We start from the raw sequence: 21,482 nt of genomic DNA, 5'->3' as shown, positions 1-21,482 counted from the left end.
ACTTAAAGGTATGAATGTTACATAAAGAAGGTGTTGATTCCTTATGGAAAAATGGATGCTAATTGACGGAAACAGTATAATCTACCGTGCGTTTTTTGCTTTGCCGCCGCTCACGAATTCGGCGGGCAATCACACGAATGCGATTTTTGGGTTTACAACGATGCTGCTTAAGCTGCTTGAACAAGAAAAGCCGACTCATGTGCTGGTTGCATTTGATGCCGGCAAGGTCACTTTTCGCCATGAAGGTTATGCAGAATATAAAGGCGGAAGACAAAAGACACCGCCAGAGCTGTCAGAGCAATTCCCAGTGCTTAAGGAACTGCTTCAAGCCTTCAGCATTTCGCAGTTTGAGCTGTCTGGTTACGAGGCCGATGATATTATCGGTACGCTAACGAAGGCAGCCGACGAGAAAGGTGTAGAAACTTTTGTCGTTACTGGAGATAAAGATATGCTGCAGCTTGCTTCAGACAAAGTAACCATTGCGGTAACACGCAAAGGCGTTAGTGATGTTGAACTTTACACACCAGAGACAATCCAAGAGAAATACGGCCTTGTGCCGATGCAAATTATCGATCTTAAGGGGCTCATGGGGGATACCTCAGACAACATCCCTGGAGTTCCGGGCGTAGGCGAGAAAACGGCGCTTAAGCTGCTTCATGAGCATGGATCGGTTGAAAGCGTGCTTGATAACTTGGACAAGCTGAAGGGCAAGCTGAAGGAAAACATTGAGAGCCATAAAGATGATGCTACGATGAGCAAGCGCTTGGCGACGATCTTCCGTGAAGTGCCTATAGAAAAGTCTATCGATGACATTCGTTATGCCGGGTATGATGGTTCGAAGCTGGCTGAGGCGTTCCGCAAGCTGGAATTCAAATCATTAATTGATCGCTTGGAGCTAGGTGCTGAAGCAGGCGATATGGATAAGGAAGCCGAAGCTGCTGCTGCTGATTTGAATATTAATGTGATCGAATCAGAAAAAGACGCAGAGATGCTGGAGAAGCTTATTCAGCTGCTCCAAAAGTCGGACAAAAATGGCTTGTATATCGAAGCCATTGGGGAGAATCCGCATCATGCCGAGCTGATTGGCCTTGCTATCGCCACCGATGAAGCGGTGTATGTAATGCCATATTCAGTGCTTAAGCAGCCTTTCGCAGCGAAGCTTCGCGACTGGCTCGAACAAGCGGACAAGCCGAAATACGGCTTTGATCTCCATAAGGTGGAGCTCGCACTCAAATGGAGCGGAATCAGCTTCGAGGGTTCTGCTTTTGATGTGCAGCTGGCAGCCTATTTGCTCGATCCTACAGAAGCAAGCCAGACATTAAGCGGCATTAATGAGAAGCAGGGGCTGTCGACACTGCCGCCGGATGAAGCTGTTTATGGCAAAGGCGCGAAATTCAGAGTGCCTGATGCCGATACGCTTTACCGCCATTTATCGCTGAAAGCGGAAGCGGTTCGGAAGCTCGTGCCTCTGTTAACCGAAGAGTTAAGTAATACGGGCATGAGCAAGCTTTATTTTGACATGGAGCATCCATTGTCCCGCATTCTTGCAGGGATGGAGTTTCAGGGCATTAAAGTAAAGTCCGAGGAGCTGGAGGCGCTTGGCCGTAACTTGGAGAGTAAGCTGACAACAATCATTAGCAGCGTGTACAAGCTTGCTGGTACGGAATTTAATATCGGATCGCCAAAGCAGCTGGGTGAGATTTTATTCGAGAAGCTTGGCCTGCCTGCTAAGAAAAAGACGAAAACAGGTTATTCGACGGATGCTGAAGTGCTGGAGGAGCTTGCGCCTTATCACGAGATTATTCCGCTTATCCTGCATTATCGTCAGCTCTCGAAGCTGCAATCCACGTATGTGGAAGGCTTGCTTAAAGAGGTGCGCAAGGAAACAGGCAAAATACACACGTATTATCGCCAGACCATTGCAGCTACCGGTCGTCTAAGCAGTCAGTTCCCTAACCTGCAGAACATTCCGATTCGTCTTGAGGAAGGACGCCAAATCAGGAAAGCCTTTGTGCCGTCCGAGCCGGGCTGGTCTATCGTAGCAGCTGACTATTCACAAATTGAGCTTCGTGTGCTCGCACATATTGCTGATGATGAGAATATGAAGGAAGCGTTCATTAAGGACATGGATATTCACACCAAAACAGCGATGGATGTATTCGGCGTAACTGCCGAAGAGGTTGATTCCAACATGCGTCGTTCGGCAAAAGCGGTCAACTTCGGCATCGTGTATGGCATCAGCGATTTTGGCTTATCGCAAAACCTTGGCATTTCCCGTAATGAAGCAGGAAAGTTTATTGCGGATTACAAGGAGGTTTTCAAAGGCGTTCGCCAATATATGCACGATATCGTTCAGCAAGCGAAGCGCGACGGGTATGTGGCCACACTGCTGGAGCGCAGGCGTTATCTGAATGATATCAATGCTTCTAATTTCAACTTGCGATCCTTTGCTGAACGTACGGCGATGAATACACCGATTCAAGGTACTGCGGCAGATATTATTAAGCTGGCCATGGTCCATATGGACGCTGCGCTGCGCGAACGCAAGCTGAAGAGCCGCATGCTGCTGCAGGTGCACGATGAGCTCGTGTTCGAAGTGCCGCAAGAGGAGCTGGAGCTGATGAAGACGCTTGTGCCTGAAGTGATGGCTGGAGCGCTCAAACTTGATGTTCCTTTGAAGGCCGATATGAGTTTCGGTGACAATTGGTATGAAGCAAAGTAACCCACTGGCGGGCAGTTTCGGGTATAATGGTTGTTGAGGTGAGGAGAAATGCCTGAATTGCCAGAGGTAGAAACAGTTAGAAGAACATTAATTGAACTTGTAGCGGGAAAACGAATCCAATCAGTAACCGTTAGACTCCCGCGTATTATACAGCGTCCAGCAGAACCTGAACAGTTCGCGGATGCGCTTGTCGGACATACGATCCAGACGGTTGAGCGACGCGGCAAATTTTTGCGGATCATCTTGGACGGGCTCGTACTTGTATCGCATTTGCGAATGGAAGGCCGATATGGGGTTTTCCCATCTGAAGAGCCGATTGAGCTGCATACCCATGTTATCTTTCATTTCGAAGATGGCACGGATTTGCGTTATAAGGACGTTCGCCAGTTCGGTACGATGCATTTATTTGAAGAAGGGCAGGAGCTTGAGCTTCCGCCGCTTAACAAGCTTGGTATAGAGCCGCTTGAGCCAGCCTTTACGCTAGAAGCGCTTCGCGGAAAACTCGAGAAACGCGCGACTAAGATTAAGCCGCTATTGCTTAATCAAGAGCATATTGTTGGTTTGGGCAACATTTATGTAGACGAAGCTTTATTTCAAGCACGTATCCATCCGGAGCGAACACCTAACACATTGAAGCCGGCCGAATGGAAGCGACTTTATGAAGCGATACGCTCGACACTTGGAAATGCAGTTGAAGCAGGCGGTTCGTCCATTAAATCGTACGTTAATGGACAAGGCGAAATGGGAATGTTTCAGCATCAGCTGCTTGTATACGGCAAGAAGGATGAGCCTTGTCCAACCTGTTCAAGACCGATCCATAAATTTGTCGTTGGCGGCCGTGGTACGCATATTTGCAATAAATGCCAGACACTGCAAGCATCAGGAAAATAATACGAATCGCAGCAAATGTTAACCAGCATGCACAGTCAAATACTCCCCGCATATGATAAGTGTGTTACGAACAATAGGCGGATGTCTACTTACAGCTTCTTGTAAGCCGGATCGCCGCTGTGCGGGGAGGGACTAAAACATTGTTCGCGCATGTAGTTTCACTATTAGTTCTTGCTGTTGCTGTTAGCGTAGACGGTTTTGGTGTTGGCGTTACTTACGGTTTGCGGAGGATCCGCATACCGATCGTGTCAATACTGATTATTGCTTGCTGCTCTGGTATTATTATTTATTTGTCCATGCAAGTTGGCGGATTGATAACCACGTTCCTGTCTGAATTCGTTGCGCGTCTCATTGGCGCATGTGTCCTCATGCTGATTGGTGTCTGGGCGCTATTGCAGCTTAGACGAAACAAACAGCAGCAGGATGATGTGAGGCATGAGCACGTAGAAACCGCAGTACAAGAAAGTGCTGCTTCGGCAGAAGCTGGTGCAAAAACACATGCCGGAGAGATCGCGAGTGCTGCGCTTGTCGTTATGGTAGAGCTGAAGCGTCTAGGGCTCGTTATTCAGATTTTGCGCACGCCACAGTCGGCTGACGTCGATAAATCAGGCACTATCTCTGCATCGGAGGCCGTCATGCTTGGCTTTGCATTATCACTTGATGCATTTGGAGCTGGACTTGGGGCTGCGTTGATCGGATTGCCTTCCTTACTTACGGCTTTAACCATAGCGGCGGCGAGCGCGCTTTTTCTTGTAGGCGGCATCCGTTTTGGCTTTCGTTTCTCCGCTTGGAAAGGGATGCAGACATTAGCTATGCTGCCAGGCATATTATTAATCATAATCGGAATCATGAAGCTGTTATAACTTGAGGTGAAAAGGATGATAATCGGATTAACCGGCGGTATTGCCAGCGGCAAAAGTACAATCGCAAACATGCTCGTCGAACGCGGTGCGCTGCTGGTCGATGCCGATCAAGTCGCAAGGGAGGTTGTACTTCCCGGGGAACCAGCATTAGAGGCAATCGCCTCTACGTTTGGACAAGCTGTCCTTGAAACGGACGGTTCTCTTAACCGCAAAGCTCTCGGCGAAATTGTGTTTCGCGATAAACAATCATTAGCAAAGCTTGAATCCATAACCCATCCAGCTATACGGGCGCGGATGCAGCAAACCATACATACTTACGCAGAGCAGTATCCAGAACGATTAGTAGTAGCTGACGTGCCGCTGCTATACGAGACGAAGCAGGAGAATCTGTACGAAGGCATTTTGGTCGTATATGTACCCGCTGAGCTTCAGAAAAAACGCTTAATGGAACGAAACCAATTGCCTGAAGAAGAAGCAAGCCGGCGCATCGCACTGCAAATGGACATTGAACAAAAGAGACTGAAAGCGGATTGGGTCATCGATAACAGCGGATCGCTGGAGGAGACGAAGCGTCAGCTGGATGAATTTTGGAAAAGTAAGTGTTTGCCATGAGGGTATTCCAAAAGAAAAGGGTGCTGCTCGTCCTGCTGCTCGGTTTATTGACAATTTTATTTCTCAAATCAGATTGGCTTGCGGAGTGGATGTATCCGGTTCATTACAAAGAAGACATTCGTGCAAGTGCTTCTAACTATGGCGTTGAGTCGCATTTAGTCGCCGCGATTATTCGCAGTGAAAGTAATTTTCAGACAGGCAAGGAATCGAAGAAGGGTGCACTGGGCTTAATGCAAATTATGCCTGATACGGCTGCATGGGTCGTTCAAAAAGCAGGATTTCAAGCCGTAACGGATGACATGCTTATGAATCGTGCAGATGTTAGCATTGAGGTTGGCGCGTGGTATTTAAGATCTCTTAGTCAACAATTTGATCAAAATAAGATAGCTGCAATTGCTGCATACAACGCGGGTCCAGGAAATGTTCGCAAGTGGCTTGACTCGGGGACTTGGGATGGAACGATCGAATCGGTTAAAGAAATTCCGTTTGGAGAAACTAGACACTATGTGCAGAGAGTCATTTACTATTATAATAAGTATAAGGACTTATATCCGAGTCTTTAATGGATGATCCTTAACGATAACGAAAATAAATGAAGCCTTGGAGGCTCGTCTCTTCATGGACGAGCCCTGCCAAAGCTTCGGTTATTCATACAACTTTTAATGAATCATTATTTGTATTGACCAGCAAGGGATTGCTCGGCAATTTGCACTAGGCGACGGGTAATGTATCCCCCGATGGAGCCTGCGTCTTTTGTAGCCATGTTGCCGTAGTATCCGTCTTGCGGAATTGCGATGCCTAGCTCTTGAGCAACTTCATATTTCATTTGGTCAAGGGCAGCTGTCGCTTGTGGCACTACCAATTGGTTACTGCTGCGGGATGCGCTCATGTATGTTCACCTCCTTGCGGTTGGTAAAAGTATTATGTGCAAAAATCTGAACTTCATTACAGGAATTACATGGAAATTAAAATTTTTTTTCGAAGAGTCCATTTTGAGGCTCTAGCGACTAAGAAAGGAGGCAATACGCATCATGAAATGCCCATACTGCGACTATGCCGGAACGAAAGTATTAGATTCCAGGCCAGCTAACGAAAACAAATCCATTCGTCGCCGCCGTGAATGCGAAAAGTGCAGCCGCCGCTTCACGACATTCGAAATGATTGAAGAGACGCCTCTGATCGTCATCAAAAAAGATGGCAGCCGTGAAGAGTTCAGCCGTGACAAAATATTGCGGGGTCTTATCCGCGCCTGCGAGAAGCGTCCGGTTCCTGTGGAGCGCCTTGAGGTAATCGTATCCGAGGTTGAGAAGGAGCTGCGCACAACGGCACATGCCGAAGTTGATAGCAGCGATATTGGTGGAATCGTTATGAACGAGCTTTATCCTGTAGATGAGGTAGCTTATGTCAGGTTCGCATCTGTTTATCGCCAATTCAAGGACATTGATATGTTCATGAAGGAGCTCAATAATTTGCTGTCCAAACACCCGCTCAATGGTATGATAGATAAGGATTGACAGTTTTGACGACCCTATGCTAAGATCAATCTTGTCGTCATTTGGGGCCTTAGCTCAGCTGGGAGCACACCATGTAGTGTTCGCACAACCCAAGAAATAAAAACGAGCAATAAGATTTAACTTGGGGGGCTATACTCAAGTTGTTGAGTTGGGTCACAACTAAATAAGGGGCTATAGTTTAGGGGGAAAATAGGTCGCTGGCAGCGATCAGTCGGCGGTTCGATTCCGCCTAGCTCCACCATACCTTATCATCAGAACGGCAGAAATGCCGTTTTTTTTTATTTGATTTTGTGCTTGTATATATTTCCAATCCCTAAGTGAGAACATTTGAACAGTTTAGGTATGTATGTTGAAATTCAGCAATTATTTTACTTAGTTACTAAAAATAAAATTCATACGCATTTTAGCAAGTTCAATACGAGCAGTACGCAGAAAATCATCTCGTGGGATGTCGTCAACAAGGCACGGGCAGCAATCTGTTCGATCCGAACAGCAAGATCTCGCGTCAAGACATGATGGTCATCGCGGCGCGCGGCGAAAGCCGCAGGCAAAGCGTTGCCGACAAGCGGCACTTTGGGTGCGTTCAGCGACGAGGCTTCGGTAGCTTCTTACGCGAAAGACAGTGTTGCAGCGTTGGTCAATGCCGGTATCGTGCAAGGCTCGAGGGGAAAATTGGCGCTGATCAGCTTCCTCACTCGCACCGAATCGGCAGTTATCCAGCAACGGATTTGGAGTAAATAAAGATTTCATTAACTAATAATGAGGATGGCGAAGAGGTTGTTTCTGCGCCATCCTCATTTTGTTGTGGTCTGTTACAGCCTACATATTTTCCAAAATGAAAATGCAATAACTACTATTAACTTCATTTATGAGATATATCTTTTTAATTGTATTTAGCTGGTGGTTAATAAATTCGGATCTAATATCTTCTTTAATTTTTATAGTAGAATCTCTACTTCTTTAGGTGCCGCCCTATTAAAACGCTCCTTATAATTGAAGATACGGGAAGGAGAAGTCATTCAACATCAAGATTGAAAGCGCTTTAGGTAACATCAAAATCCATTCTAGGGGGAAGGACATCAAATGAGTAGACGATTCAAACAGCTATTGCTTTCACTGTTAGCCGCTGCACTGTTAGTGCCGCAATTTTGGTATGCTCCAAATGCGAATGCAGCGAGCGCAACGATACCTGTCATCCTGTACCATGTAATCACTGATAATCCATCCGGAGATTATCAATACAGCACTGCCAACTTCAAAAAACAAATGAAGTATTTGAACGATAACGGCTATACCACCGTATCCGCGGAACAGTACGTCGACATTATCGTGAACGGGGCAACCGCTCCTTCGAAACCGATTCTGCTGACGTTCGACGACGCAACACCGGATTTTATTACAAACGCGCTTCCTGTATTGACGCAGTACAATATGAAAGCGGTATCTTTCGTCATCCAGGACAATATCGGTTCTTGGGGAATGACGCTGAGCCAATTGAACACGCTGAAAAACAACCCGAACATCAGTCTTCAAAACCATACAAAGACGCATGATCAAGCCGTATGGACGACTAGCATCACCAAAGCGACCGCGGCCGCGGAAATCCAATCCGCTAATACGTTCCTGAAAGGAATTACTGGCAAAGATCCGATCCTTCTTGCCTATCCTTACGGCAACTACAACGCGGACGTAAAAGCAGCCGCGACGGAGAACGGAATTAAAGTCGGTTTCAAAGCCTGGAGCGGCGATGACGACGCCTTGGCGATGGGACGTATTCTCATTAAGAAAGACGATACTTTAAATACCTTCGCAGCCGCGATCGGCGGACCTACGCCTCCCACACCGGAAGCGATCGGGAACATCGTCGTTTCGAACGACTTCGAGAACGGCACGCAAGGGTGGTTTAAGCGCGGTACCGAGACGGTAACGGCTTCGACCAATGACGCTAAGAGCGGAACTGGCAGTCTCTTAGTGCAAGGAAGAACGGACAACTGGAATGGCCCGGGCTTTAACCTAGCCGCCACCGGCATACTGAACAAGGAATCAGTTTACGAGTTTTCCGCATGGGTTAAACTCAAAGAGGGAACGACCGGCTCTGAGACCATCCAATTCGGCGCTCAACAGACTGGGGCAGCCAACGAGTACCTGAATCCAGGCTCCGCGGCAACGGTAACAGCAGACGCATGGGTACAAGTCAAAGGCGAGTATACATACGACATGAACGCCAATGCCCTGCAAATCTACTTACAGAGCAACAGCAGTAAAACCGCTAGCTTCTACGTCGACGATTTCCAAGTGAAAGTCGTCAAACCGGCCGTTCTTGTCGAGAAATTCGAAAACGGCATAAATGGGTGGACCGGCAACGGCGCTACGGCGACCGTAACGAATGCCGTCTCCCACTCCGGATCGAACGCGCTTCTCGTGACGGGACGCGCCCAAAATTACCACGGGCCTAGCCTAGCGTTGACGAATACGCTTGAAAAAGGCGCAGAATACGAAATTTCCGCCTACGCTAAGCTGGATACCGGAGCGGCTTCTACGCAGCTAAAGGCATCGATTGAGCAATCTGGCTTAACCGGCAACGACCAGTTTAAGGAAGTAATCGGGTTGACGACGGTCACCGACGGCGCTTGGGTGAAACTGAGCGGTACTTATACGTATAACACCGCCGCTACGGGAATTAAACTCTACTTCGAATCCGAAGACGCCGGTAAAAATACAAGCTTCGCGATCGACGACATCGTCATTCGCCAGACAAGCGCAGCTCCTCCTCCAGGATTCTTCGTCCTGTCCCAAAGCTTTGAGGATGTTCAGCTCGGCGGTTGGACGGATCTGGGATGGAACGGCACCGGTACTGCGGTAGTATCGTCTGACTACGCATCCGAGGGAACGAAATCCCTTCTGTATAAGGACCGTTCGGACAGAAAGAGCGCCGTATCACTCAATTTGACCAGCAAGTTGGTATCCGGTCATAAATACGATATCTCGTTCAAACTCCGGTCCGCTCAAGGAACCGATAACTACCACTTAGGCGCGAAAGTCAAATCCGGCGGTACGGATAGCTACCCATGGATTATCGGCAACCAAGCCGTTACGGACTCCGCTTGGAAGACGTTCGAACTGAAAGGCTACGAAGTACCTGCCAGCACGACCGAATTCCTAGTTTGGATCGAAGCTAACATCTACAGTCCAGATGAAACCGCCACGGCGAAAGCCGACTTCTATATGGACGAATTCGTAATTAAAGACGTTACGCCTGGCGCCGAGCCTCCAAGAACTCCAGCTGTGCCATTCACTACTATTACGTTCGAGGATCAATCGCAGGGCGGCTTTGTCGGTCGCGCGGGAACGGAAACGTTGACCGTTACGAATGAAGCCAACCATACCGACAACGGTTCTTATGCTTTGAAAGTAGCAGATCGAACGGACTCTTGGCACGGTCCGACGATTCGCGTCGAGAAGAACGTAGACAAAGGCAGTGAGTACAAAGTAACGGCATGGGTCAAGCTGATCTCGCCGACCAGCTCGCAGCTTCAGTTGTCCACGCAAGTCGGCAACGGCAGCACCGCCAGCTACAACACCATACAAGCAAAAACCGTGAATGCTGCCGACGGATGGGTGAAGCTTGAAGGCACCTATCGTTACTCCAGCGTAGGCGACGAATATTTGACCATCTACGTCGAGAGCTCCAGCAACAAGACCGCTTCTTTCTACATCGACGATATCAGCTTTGTGAACACGGGCTCGATCCCTATCTCCGTACAAAAAGACTTGACGCCAATCAAGACAAAGTATCAAGACGATTTCTTGATCGGCAATGCGGTATCCGCGGCGGATTTCGATGGCACTCGCCTGGAGCTTCTCAAATTGCATCATAATGTCGTAACGGCGGAAAACGCCATGAAACCGGATGCAACGCAGGCGGTGAAAGGTACTTTCACTTATGCGGATTCGCTTGTCGATAAAGCGATCGCCGCAGGGATGAAAGTACACGGCCATGTGCTCGTATGGCATCAGCAGACGCCTGCGTGGATGACTGCTTCGAACGGTTCGCCTTTGAGCCGCGACGAGGCACTCGCCAATATGAGAACGCACATCCAAACGGTTATGACGCACTACGCTGAGAAATACGGCAACAATTTGATTTCTTGGGACGTCGTCAACGAAGCGATGAACGACAATCCTTCTAATCCGACGAATTGGACTGCTGCCCTGCGCACCTCTCCTTGGAAAACGGCGATCGGTAACGATTACGTGGAGCAAGCATTCTTAGCGGCAAGAGAAGTGCTGGACGCAAACCCGTCTTGGGATATCAAGCTCTATTACAACGATTACAACGATGATAACCAGAACAAAGCTACTGCCATTTACAATATGGTCAAAGAGATCAACGACAAGTACGCACTTACGCATCCGGGCAAGAAGCTGATCGACGGCGTCGGCATGCAGGCGCATTACAACGTCAACACGAAGCCGGACAATGTTAAAGCGTCGTTGGAGCGGTTTATCTCCTTGGGCGTTGAAGTCAGCATTACCGAGCTGGACGTAACGGCCGGCAACGGCGGCACGATCACCGAAAAGGAAGCAATCGCGCAAGGCTACTTGTACGCGCAGCTATTCCAAATTTACAAAGAGCACGCCGCGAATATCGCCAGAGTCACCTTCTGGGGTCTGAACGACGCGACGAGCTGGAGAAAAGAACAACCGCCGTTGCTCTTCGATAACAACCTGCAAGCGAAGCTTGCCTATTACGGCGTTATCGATCCGAGCAAGTTCATAGCGGAGCACCCGCCGGCTTCGGCAACAGCTAATCAAACTTCCGCTAAATACGGTACGCCGGTCATAGACGGAACCATTGACGCGATCTGGAGCGATGCGCCTGAAGTCTCGATCAACAAGTTCCAGATGGCCTGGCAAGGTGCACGCGGTGTAGCCAGAGCGCTCTGGGATGATCACAACCTGTATGTGCAAATCCAAGTTACTGATAATGCGGAACTGGACAGTACTAGCCCGAATGCGCATGAACAAGATTCCGTCGAAGTGTTCATAGACGAGAATAATGGTAAGACAGCTTCCTATCAGTCGGATGATGGACAATACAGAGTAAACTATATGAACCAGGCAACTTTCAATCCGTCAAGCAAAGCAGCCGGTTTCGAGTCAGCCACCTCTCTTTCCGGAACGAACTACACGGTAGAAATGAAAATACCGTTAACATCGATCACGCCGGAAAACAACATGAAGCTAGGCCTTGACGTGCAAATCAACGACGGTAAAAACGGCGCTCGTCAGAGCGTTGCCGCATGGAACGATTTGACCGGCCAAGGTTATCAAGACACGTCCGTTTTTGGAGTGCTTACGCTTTCCGGTAAGAATTCTCCTGCAACGCCACCGGCGGCGCCTGCGAACGTAATGGCTTCCGCCGTGAACGCTAGCTCGATCAAGCTGAATTGGAACACCACTTCAGACACGAGCGTAACGTTCTCCGTCTATCGCGGAACGTCCGAATCCGGTTCTTTCACGGTAATCGCTTCCGGCGTACCGGTTTCCGAATTCACGGATACGGGTCTGGAGGCTTCAACGAAGTACTACTACTACGTGAAGGCAGTTAAAGGGGAACTGGTATCGGATGCATCCGCAGTCGTAAATGCAACGACGAGCGCCACTTCGCCTCCGACCGATACAGTCACGTCTCCTCCGGTGACTGAACAACCGGCTGAAAACGGCCAAATCATACCAAAAGTTACCGTGAATAACGGTAAGGCATCGTCCAACATCTCTGCCGGCAATCTGCAGAAAGCGTTCGATCAAGCTGTAACTAACGCTGCTGGCAAGAAAAAAGTTACAATCGACATTCCTGCAACGGCAGGCGCAAATTCATACGACGTGCAATTGCCGCTTCAAAGTCTGAAAGATTCCGGATCGACAGTACTTGTGATCAAGACGGTGAACGGCACGGTCGAGCTTCCTAGCAACATGCTGGCAGGCACGAGAGTCGGCAGCTCCGAGTTCGTATCTGTTCGCTTGGGCAAGGTCTCGACTGAAGCACTCAGCAATGATCTCCGCCAGCAAATCGGTAACCATCCGGTCATTAGTCTCGAAGTTTTGGCAGGCGACTCCGTTGTTGCTTGGAACAACCCGAACGCGCCTGTAACGGTATCCGTACCTTACACGCCGACGGCTGAAGAGCTGAGCAACCCGGATCACATCATCATCTGGTACATCGACGTCAGCGGCAAAGCGACACCTGTGCCTAATGCCCGCTACGATGCAGCAAGCGGTACGGTTAAATTCTCGACGACTCACTTCAGTAACTATGCAGTTGTGTTCGTTGTGAAATCGTTCGGAGATCTTCAGCCCGTACCATGGGCGAAGAAAGCAATCGAAGCGATGGCATCTCGCGGCATCATAAACGGCACGAGCGAGAACGCGTACGATCCGAATGCTTCCATCAAGAGAGCGGACTTCCTGTCGCTGCTCGTTCGCGCATTGGAGCTTAAAGGTAACAATGCTTCCGTTACGATGTTCTCCGACGTGGATTCCTCCGCATACTACTACGATGCGGTCAAGATCGCTGCGCAGCTCGGCATCATTCAAGGCACGGGCAGCAATCTGTTTGATCCAAACAGCAAGATCTCGCGTCAAGACATGATGGTCATCGCGGCGCGCGCGGCGAAAGCCGCAGGCAAAGCGTTGCCGACAGGCGGCACTTTGGATGCGTTTAGCGACGAGGCATCGGTAGCTTCTTACGCGAAAGACAGTGTTGCAGCACTAGTCAATGCCGGTATCGTGCAAGGATCGAACGGCAAATTGGCGCCGAACAGCTCTCTCACTCGCGCCGAAGCGGCAGTTATCCTGCAGCGAATTTGGAGTAAATAAGAGTTTCAGATAACCTAAAGAGGCTGTTCTGCGATTGAATCTTGATATGCTCCCCATACGGTAGACTGGTGAAATAATATAACCTGTATGCTGTGAGGGGAGCATTTTTCATGCCCGAAAATAATCTTAGTGCCTCAGAGAAATTAGCCATTGTGCAACAGATTGAGAGCTATAAACACGATCAAAATATACTTAATCATCCGATTGGGCCAGTTACTGTTATTGCCTCGACACATGTGAGGAATTCAGCATAGTGGAGGCGATGAGAGTTCAAATCCCCTCGCCTCCACCAATACCATCAGAGAAGACACCGTGTTAGGTGTCTTTTTTGCGTTGTGTAGAGACGAGACACGGATCGCTTTTGTCAGGGATTCAGTCCGTGCCTTATTTACTGAATCTGCTTGACAACATCATAGAATAATATGTTATTCTTTAAAAGAAAGATTCATAGACAGGCAGTCGGTCGGTTTGTTGAGGAGATGTAAAGATGAGAGTTGTAAAAGAAGCTGAGGAACGCAGGAACGAAATCATTGACGCAGCTGATGAGCTTTTCGGCCAGAAGGGCTTTGACGGCACAAGTACAAACGATATTCTCGAAAAGGTCGGCATTGCGCGAGGAACATTATATCATCACTTTAAGTCGAAGGTGGATATTATGGACGCGCTGATTGAGCGGTATAGTGTCCGTCTTTTAGGCACGACGCAGGAAATTGCAACAGACAATAGCATACCTGTAGTCGAGCGCATTATTCGTGTTGTTATGGCACTGAACTTAAGCGGCGGAAGCAGCAAGGAAATTATGGAGCATATTCACAAGCCGCAGAACGCGCTTATGCATCAGAAAATAGAAAAGGTCATTATTAATGGCGTTACGCCGATACTGACGGGAATCATCCACGAGGGCATCCAACAGGGACTGTTCCACACGCCATACCCGTATGAATGCATGGAAATGGTCGTGATTTATGCGAATACCGTTTTTGATGATGATATGGTTCAAATGACGAACGAGGAGCGTGCTTCACGCATACAGGCCTTTGTTTTTAATGTAGAAAGGCTGCTTGGTGTCAAAAGCGGAGGCCTTATAGATGTAATGCAGATGTTTGACGGTGGATAGAGGAAGCGACGAATAAATCTGGAAAATCCTTAGGGAAATAATACAGAGGTGAGTTATGTTTAGCAGAATAATCCGCAATGACATTTTTAAGAGCAAAGCGATAACGGTGACAACAATGGTATTTGTCGCTGCCTCAGCTATGCTTGTTTCACTCGCGGCGATACTCGTTGTCAATCTCTCTGGCGCGCTGGATACGCTAATGACACAAGCTAAAACTCCACATTTTATGCAGATGCATTCGGGTGAGATTGATACTGCGAGGCTTACGGCTTTTGCGGAGCAAAACAGCAGCGTCGATGAATTTCAAGTGGCGGAATTTCTGAACATTGACGGAGCGGAGATTATATTGGGCGATAATTCGCTTGCGAACAGCGTTCAGGACAACGGTTTAAGCGTACAGAGCGGAAAATTCGATTATCTTCTAGATCTGGACGGGAACGTCATCAACGTATCTGACGGTGAGATTTATGTTCCGGTAAGCTATTTGAAGGATAACACTGCAAAGATTAGTGACAAGGCCGTAATAAGTGGAAAAGAATTTACCGTTAAGGGATTTCTCCGCGATTCGACAATGAATTCTTCGCTTTCCGCATCAAAGCGATTTCTTGTAAGCAGCAATGACTATGCGGAAATAAAAAGCCTTGGAAACATAGAGTATTTGATTGAATTCAGATTAAAGGATATGTCGGCGTTAGGTGCATTTGAAACGGCATATGCCTCCGCAGGACTTGAAATGAACGGGCCAACGGTTACATATTCACTTTTTAAAATGATGAATGCCATTTCCGACGGGATGATGATTGGGGTTATCCTTCTGGTAAGCCTGCTTGTCGTGGTCGTCGCATTCATGTGCATACGCTTTACGCTCCTTGCAAAAATCGAAGACGATTATCGCGAGATTGGTGTTATGAAAGCTATTGGGCTGCGTGTCTCGGACATCAAGAAGATTTATCTAGCGAAATACATGGCAATTGCGGCGGCAGGCTCTATTCTCGGTTTTGTTCTTTCATTTGTTTTCAAAGGCATGCTTCTTGAAAATATACGGCTTTATATGGGGGAAAGTAAAAATTCTTCTTTTGCCGTGGTTTTAGGAATTATCGGTATATTGTTAGTATTCCTTGCCATTATGGCCTATGTTAACGGAGTGCTGAAACGCTTTCGGAAAATTTCAGCCGCGGAAGCCATACGCTTTGGCACTTCCCAGGACAAAAACAGGGGTGCTAAGCGTTTTACCCTGAGCGGAAGCAGACTGTTTAACACGACGAATATTTTTCTCGGTATCAAAGATGTTCTCTCAAGGAAAAGACTATACGCCACAATGCTAGCTGTGCTGGTGATTTCGGCATTTATCATGATTGTTCCGCAGAACCTGTACAACACGATTTCCTCAAAAAGCTTCATCAGTTATATGGGGATTGGAAACTACGATCTGCGCATACAGACCAACAATATCGATAATATCTCTGGAAAAGTCACTGAAATCGTTGAGACGATGAAAAGCGATCAAGCCATATCAAAGGTTGGCGTTCTTACAACAAAAACATTCAAGGCAAAAACGGAAAACGAATCAGAGGAAAATATTAAAATTGAGCTTGGCGACCATTCGATATTTCCTATCGTATATTCCAAGGGCAAAGCACCCGCAGCAAATGATGAAATTGCATTTTCGACTATATATGCCGATGAGATGAACAAAAAGGTTGGCGATGTCATTACGCTGGTGATTGAGGGACTGGAGAAAGATCTCACGGTTAGCGGAATCTATTCCGACATTACCAACGGTGGCAAAACCGCCAAGGCTGTATTTGCCGACAATTCAGCGGGCATTATGTGGAGCATTGTCAGCGCTGAACTTTCGGATAAATCTCTTGTTGACGTGAAGGTTGCGGAATATGCGGACAAGTTTGATTTTGCAAAGACTTCAGATATTGATGAATTTGTTACACAGACCCTTGGCTCTACAATAAGCTCCGTCGAAATGGCCTCCTACGCCGCCGTCGCCGTTGCGTTAGTTATAACGGTACTAGTTACATTGTTATTTATGAAAATGCTTGTGGCAAAGGACCGATATTCGATTGCCGTACTGAAAGCATTCGGTTTTACAAACTCGGATATTAAGGCGCAGTATGTTTCGCGTACGGTATTCGTTCTGATTGTCGGAATTGTTCTCGGCACGCTTCTGGCAAACACTCTCGGAGAGATGCTTGCGGGTTTGATTATTTCGTCGTTAGGAGCGTCCACGTTTAATTTTGCAGTAAATCCTCTTTCGGCGTATCTGTTTAGTCCACTAATGATGATTTGCGCGGTACTTATCGCAACAATGATCGGAACATCGGGCGCGGGACAAATAAAAATATCCGAAAATATAAAGGAGTAGACATATGACTAAGATTATTATCGGTGATCATATAGTAAAGTCTTTTGGCGAGGGCGATGAACAGCGTAATGTTCTTGATGAAGTGTCCGTTGAAATAAACGAGGGAGAGTTCGTTTCGGTTATGGGACCTTCTGGCTCGGGAAAATCGACGTTATTGTTTGCATTGAGCGGAATGGACAAAGTTGACAGTGGAAAGGTCGTTTTTGACAGCAGGGAATTATCGGCGGCCTCTGAGAATGAGCTTTCAGATATACGTAGAACAAAAATGGGATTTGTTTTTCAACAGCCGACTATGCTAAAAAATCTAAATATCCTCGACAACATCATTCTTCCATCAATGCGCGACAATAGAAAAAACGCCGAAAAAATATCAGAGAAGGCAAGAGTGCTTATGAAAAGGGTGGGCATTGCGGAGCTTGAAAAGCGAGATGTTACACAGGTTTCGGGCGGTCAGCTTCAACGTGCGGGAATATGCCGCTCACTTATGAACAGCCCAAAAATCATTTTCGGAGATGAGCCGACGGGTGCGCTCAACTCAAAATCTGCGGAGCAGATTATGGATATATTTTCTGAAATTAACGCAGACGGCACTGCGGTTATGCTTGTAACTCACGATGCAAAGGTTGCGGCGAGGACAGAGCGCATTATGTTTATGCGAGACGGAAAAATCGTAAGCGAACTAAACTTTCCAAAGTTTGACGGGACAGATATGGATCGCAGGGTCGATAAAGTATTGGTGAAAATGTGGGAAATAGGAATATGATTTGTTTAAAAATAAATGATCTAACCGGACTCAAATATACAAACGACTCAAGGAGGTCCGTTATGTTAGCGGAATTTATCCTAAGAGGTAGATGAGGAGCATCGTATGGAAGATAAAATAACATTGATTAAGGTTATTGCTGACACAAATTCACAAGGAACTGTTTTAGAAGAGCTTCCTGCAGAATACCTAAGCGATCAAAAATTCAAATTATGTGCATCACCAGGGCTAGCTCTAGGCCTTGCGAAAGGAGATATAATAAAACTCCATCCGAGCGGAGATTTTGAATTAATAAAACATGGTGGAAATTTCTGCATTCAAATTTACAACGAACAGCCTATCAAAGAAAAGATAAAAGCAGCTGAATCTATAGTCAAGCGAGAGCTTTCGGGTTCTTTAGATGGATTTCATAATGGTTCACTTGCCTTCACCGCTCCCATCAGCAATGGATTTCATGCCACCAATAATGTTTTCAATAAAATTAGAAATTTATTGGATTCTGAATACTATTACTCTAATATTTACAAAAATCCATATAATTTTGAAGATGAAGAGTTAGTTAGTTGGGCTAGAGATCTGGATTAATTGGTTCGACAGATTACAGATATCACCAATGCATTACATTTTGCCATTCATTCTGACGGATGGATCAATAAAAATGATGCGTGACCATAATATACCCAAAAGCTCAAGAAGTACAGGAGGCAGATATGGTAGATGAAAAGCATCTTGTTTTTTTCAAAGAACTCTTAGAAGGAAATTCTGAAATCTCTTTTAGGGCATATCTTTCAAATAATGAAGATTCTTTACGCAAGCAATTTTCTCCAGCAAGATTTGCAAGACTAAAGTTTAAGTCAATTGATGAAATAATAAAGATTCTTGACGAAGAAAAAATATCCTACATCATCAATGATCAGGCTATAAGAAACGAAAATTATTTGGCGACATTTCATCCGGATGCACGGAATGAAAAAGGCAGGCTCCAGGAAGGATTCAAAGACACCATATTCAACGGAATTGTTCGCGATTTTAAAACTAAGGGCGAAGATGCAGTCTTAACCCTCCATAAATACATCGAATATCCTAAAAACATCAATAACAAAAAAAATATAGAAAAACTCGAAGACATCGAATTATTCGCCGAAACGGAATTATGCCTAGGAGATAAAAATCTTGGCCTTTTTTTATTGAAGGCACTAGCATCTATTGAGCGTCAGTTTTCCGATGTGGATGATATTGTCCTTAGAGCAAAAGAAGCTGTCATTAAGCAACAATCATCGAAAGGAAACTAAGTAACTTCGTATATAAGCACTCAAGGGTAGAATCCAGATTCTGCTAACGACTTGCATACTGCGACATCAACTCTATTACTTTACTCTTCCTTTTAACAGGTTCATGAATTTTAATCGATATTTGTAATCACATTGAATAAACGTACTACACGGCATCGGCGGCCATAGCTATGACGCGCTGGGCCGGAGCATAGACAAGCAGGACGCCTTCAGGCGAACGAGCTTCTTCTATGATGGCGGCCTGCTTGCCGGAGTGATTCACGGCTTTCATCTTGCCGAGTATCTCTACGAGCCCGACGGCTTCATCCTCTGGCCAAGCTGGAATCAGAATGGAAGGCCGCTACCGAAGAGCAGCGCAGGAAATACCCAAGACCTTTGCTAGGCAGAGACATATTCTTATGAGGTGAAAAATGCTAGAAAATATCGATCTTGTGAAATTAATTAGAGACTCAGCTCAAAACTCCTTTTCCGAATTACGAAAATCTAACCCAACCGATGAGTTTTGCGCCTTCGGACTCTATTCAGATGAAGGAGCAATGACGGTTTGCCCTTCTGCAAACACAAAAGAATATCTGAAGGAGAAATGCGAAAAAAACCCGGACGAACCGTTGTACTACAAATGGAGTTCCGCCGAGTGGAAGTATGAATTCTCTGGTCATGAGTGGTTTAATGACGTACAGCAAGTCATCGAGCAGTTTCATAAATCACCCCATACAGATGAACAGTTTACCAATTTTCAGGGATACCTATATGATTCATGCATACTCGCTCTGGAACAGTTGAGATCAGATGGATTTTTTCAAAAATGTATAGTTGTTTTTTCAGTAACAGATTATTTAGATGATGAAAAAGAGATTTCTTGGATCTATCGTCTAAATGATCCCAAAGAGGCATCCGAATTCGAAAATTGGGTTAAAGATCAAGAAGATTGATTATTTCACCATACCTTTAGAAAAGGTGGTTTAGGCAACACTGCAAAGTTTCATTGATATCCGCCGGCATTACAGATCCACGCTGATGGCCAGTTCAAGCAGGGCACCCTCGCAAGCTAGTACGGCTGGTGTCAGTTGACAGAAACTTTGTTCCATAACAAGTTGCGTAAATCGTGGCTTTTTTGATTTATGGGCTCAAGTTCTTGTCATTTGATGGTGACAAGAGCATTGTCCCATTCCCGACGGATGATCAACAGTGGGAGGGAAGGGGAGTTAGCCTGAGCGGCACTTAAATAACTAGGGTTTGATGAATCCACGCTTGTCTGTGACTAAGCGGAGATCGAAATCACTTCTCATAGACCTAGATAAACGCCTGTAAGTTCAAAAGCATGAAGAGTATTGGGGAAGATGGGGTTTATCCCTTGTATATAGTCTTTCTGCTATGATGAAATAGATGAAAATTGAGGAAGAAAAGGAGAGGCGAACATGTCTAAATCTACGGAATATTCGGAGTCGGGGAACCCAATCTATCGCTATAGCGATAGACAGCATGAATGGCGGCCTCCGGTATACGGGGAAGAAGAATGGATCGAGAAAATCGAAGACCACGTGCGCAAGCATATCGGGGAAGTCGATTCCGTTTTCCACGAAATCCTATCGGATGTCGTTCATATTGACGTCCACTTCATAAAACCAACTCCCGAACGCAATTATTATACTTTATTCACAACGGGCATGAGCTTTATGCCCATGAATACGCCAGAAGGAGCGGAAGGCTACGAATACGCGGAATTGATGATCTGCTTGCCGCCGGATTGGCGGATCTCGCAAGAAGATTTACAAAATCCGGATCACTATTGGCCTATTCGATGGCTGAAAATGTTGGCCGGTTTTCCCCATGACTACGACACTTGGCTAGGCTGGGAGCATACGGTGCCTAATGGAGATCCGGCCGAACCGCTATCGCAGCAAACGGAAATGAGCGGAATCATTTTGCTGCCTCCCCTTGATGTGAACGAAGATTTTCTTTCACTTCACATGGAGGATGGGCGGACCGTACACTTCTATGCCATCGTCCCGCTCTATCCGGAAGAAATGGACTTCAAGTTGAAGCACGGCAGCGACCCGCTGCTGGATAAATTCGAAGAATACGGCATTAACGAGATTATCGATTTGAATCGGCGCAATACGTGCAAAGCTGGCTAGAAATTTGGAAGCAAAGCGAGTATGAATAAGGGCACAGATTCTTGTCACCTGACACCGGATAGGCCTACATGGGGCGAACTCGTGGGGTTCAGTCTGCGCCGACGGAGCGAATGCGGAGGAGCACGGCGTCTGAATCTGCTGCTATAAGTCCTCGTCGAGTTGGCTTCGTCAGCCATTAGATCAGGATCCGGACATCCCATGACGGATAGACGAGCATGTGCGAGTCGTTACATCTAAGCTCCATATGAAGGGAACGCCATCACAAATCGTGATGGCCAGGCTGTCGAGAAAGTCTCGACAGCCTATTTTACGCT

General features: G+C 46.7%; 16 protein-coding genes and 1 tRNA gene. 16 read left to right on the top strand and 1 reads right to left on the bottom strand.

The genetic code is table 11. The features are described from left to right. Positions 1-43: 43 nt before the first annotated feature. The 5 genes from polA (at position 44) to AC0VYE_RS24170 (ending at position 5,651) form a co-directional block, all read left to right on the top strand. Positions 44-2,722 carry a DNA polymerase I gene (gene polA, locus AC0VYE_RS24190; protein ID WP_475443141.1) on the top strand — a complete coding sequence of 893 codons (2,679 nt, stop codon included), beginning with the start codon at positions 44-46 and terminating at the stop codon, positions 2,720-2,722. A 48-nt stretch (positions 2,723-2,770) separates the two neighbouring features. Then, a complete protein-coding gene (gene mutM, locus AC0VYE_RS24185) occupies positions 2,771-3,613 on the top strand; it encodes a DNA-formamidopyrimidine glycosylase (protein WP_441909258.1) in 843 nt (280 codons plus the stop codon). Between the two features lie 140 nt (positions 3,614-3,753). After that, entirely contained in the window at positions 3,754-4,476 is a 723-nt protein-coding gene (locus AC0VYE_RS24180) for an MntP/YtaF family protein (protein ID WP_076270184.1), read from the top strand. A 15-nt stretch (positions 4,477-4,491) separates the two neighbouring features. Further along, complete coding sequence (coaE, locus tag AC0VYE_RS24175) at positions 4,492-5,088, top strand: dephospho-CoA kinase (protein ID WP_475443140.1); 597 nt, start codon at positions 4,492-4,494, stop codon at positions 5,086-5,088. Then, positions 5,085-5,651, top strand: coding sequence for a lytic transglycosylase domain-containing protein (locus AC0VYE_RS24170; RefSeq protein WP_076270304.1), 567 nt, complete (start codon positions 5,085-5,087; stop codon positions 5,649-5,651). Before coaE ends, AC0VYE_RS24170 begins: the two co-directional genes overlap by 4 nt. A gap of 107 nt (positions 5,652-5,758) precedes the next feature. Here AC0VYE_RS24170 and AC0VYE_RS24165 read toward each other — a convergent pair whose 3' ends face one another. Beyond that, positions 5,759-5,977: an alpha/beta-type small acid-soluble spore protein gene (locus AC0VYE_RS24165; RefSeq protein ID WP_053377233.1), complete on the bottom strand. Its 219-nt coding sequence runs from the start codon at positions 5,975-5,977 to the stop codon at positions 5,759-5,761. Between the two features lie 142 nt (positions 5,978-6,119). Between AC0VYE_RS24165 and nrdR the strand changes: the two genes are divergently transcribed. The 11 genes from nrdR to AC0VYE_RS24110 all read left to right on the top strand — a co-directional run bounded on the left by nrdR (position 6,120) and on the right by AC0VYE_RS24110 (position 21,168). After that, positions 6,120-6,602, top strand: coding sequence for a transcriptional regulator NrdR (nrdR, locus tag AC0VYE_RS24160; RefSeq protein WP_053377232.1), 483 nt, complete (start codon positions 6,120-6,122; stop codon positions 6,600-6,602). A 167-nt stretch (positions 6,603-6,769) separates the two neighbouring features. Then, positions 6,770-6,843, top strand: a tRNA-Ala gene (locus tag AC0VYE_RS24155). 314 nt (positions 6,844-7,157) lie between these two features. Next, positions 7,158-7,343, top strand: a complete 186-nt coding sequence (locus AC0VYE_RS24150) for an S-layer homology domain-containing protein (RefSeq protein WP_475443139.1) — start codon at positions 7,158-7,160, stop codon at positions 7,341-7,343. Between the two features lie 342 nt (positions 7,344-7,685). Beyond that, positions 7,686-13,481, top strand: coding sequence for an endo-1,4-beta-xylanase (locus tag AC0VYE_RS24145; RefSeq protein WP_475443138.1), 5,796 nt, complete (start codon positions 7,686-7,688; stop codon positions 13,479-13,481). Between the two features lie 487 nt (positions 13,482-13,968). Further along, complete coding sequence (locus AC0VYE_RS24140; protein WP_475443137.1) at positions 13,969-14,598, top strand: TetR/AcrR family transcriptional regulator; 630 nt, start codon at positions 13,969-13,971, stop codon at positions 14,596-14,598. A gap of 55 nt (positions 14,599-14,653) precedes the next feature. After that, positions 14,654-16,975, top strand: a complete 2,322-nt coding sequence (locus AC0VYE_RS24135) for an ABC transporter permease (RefSeq protein WP_475443136.1) — start codon at positions 14,654-14,656, stop codon at positions 16,973-16,975. A gap of 4 nt (positions 16,976-16,979) precedes the next feature. After that, positions 16,980-17,738, top strand: a complete 759-nt coding sequence (locus AC0VYE_RS24130; RefSeq protein ID WP_475443135.1) for an ABC transporter ATP-binding protein — start codon at positions 16,980-16,982, stop codon at positions 17,736-17,738. Between the two features lie 105 nt (positions 17,739-17,843). Beyond that, entirely contained in the window at positions 17,844-18,323 is a 480-nt protein-coding gene (locus tag AC0VYE_RS24125) for a DUF4265 domain-containing protein (protein WP_475443134.1), read from the top strand. 125 nt (positions 18,324-18,448) lie between these two features. Beyond that, on the top strand, positions 18,449-19,030 hold the full coding sequence (locus tag AC0VYE_RS24120) for a hypothetical protein (RefSeq protein WP_076270435.1): 582 nt from the start codon (positions 18,449-18,451) through the stop codon (positions 19,028-19,030). Positions 19,031-19,440: 410 nt separating this feature from the next. Continuing rightward, the gene (locus AC0VYE_RS24115; RefSeq protein ID WP_475443133.1) at positions 19,441-19,962 is read left to right on the top strand and encodes a DUF4303 domain-containing protein; all 522 of its coding nucleotides are present in this window, start codon (positions 19,441-19,443) and stop codon (positions 19,960-19,962) included. Between the two features lie 486 nt (positions 19,963-20,448). Then, positions 20,449-21,168 (top strand): suppressor of fused domain protein, encoded by a 720-nt coding sequence (locus AC0VYE_RS24110; protein WP_475443132.1) that lies wholly within the window; start codon positions 20,449-20,451, stop codon positions 21,166-21,168. The last annotated feature ends 314 nt before the right edge of the window (positions 21,169-21,482 follow it).

Source organism: Pristimantibacillus sp. Z349TD_6 (assembly GCF_056173205.1).
The sequence above is the reverse complement of the archived record's forward strand: the minus strand, read 5'-3'. Positions and strand labels throughout refer to the sequence as shown.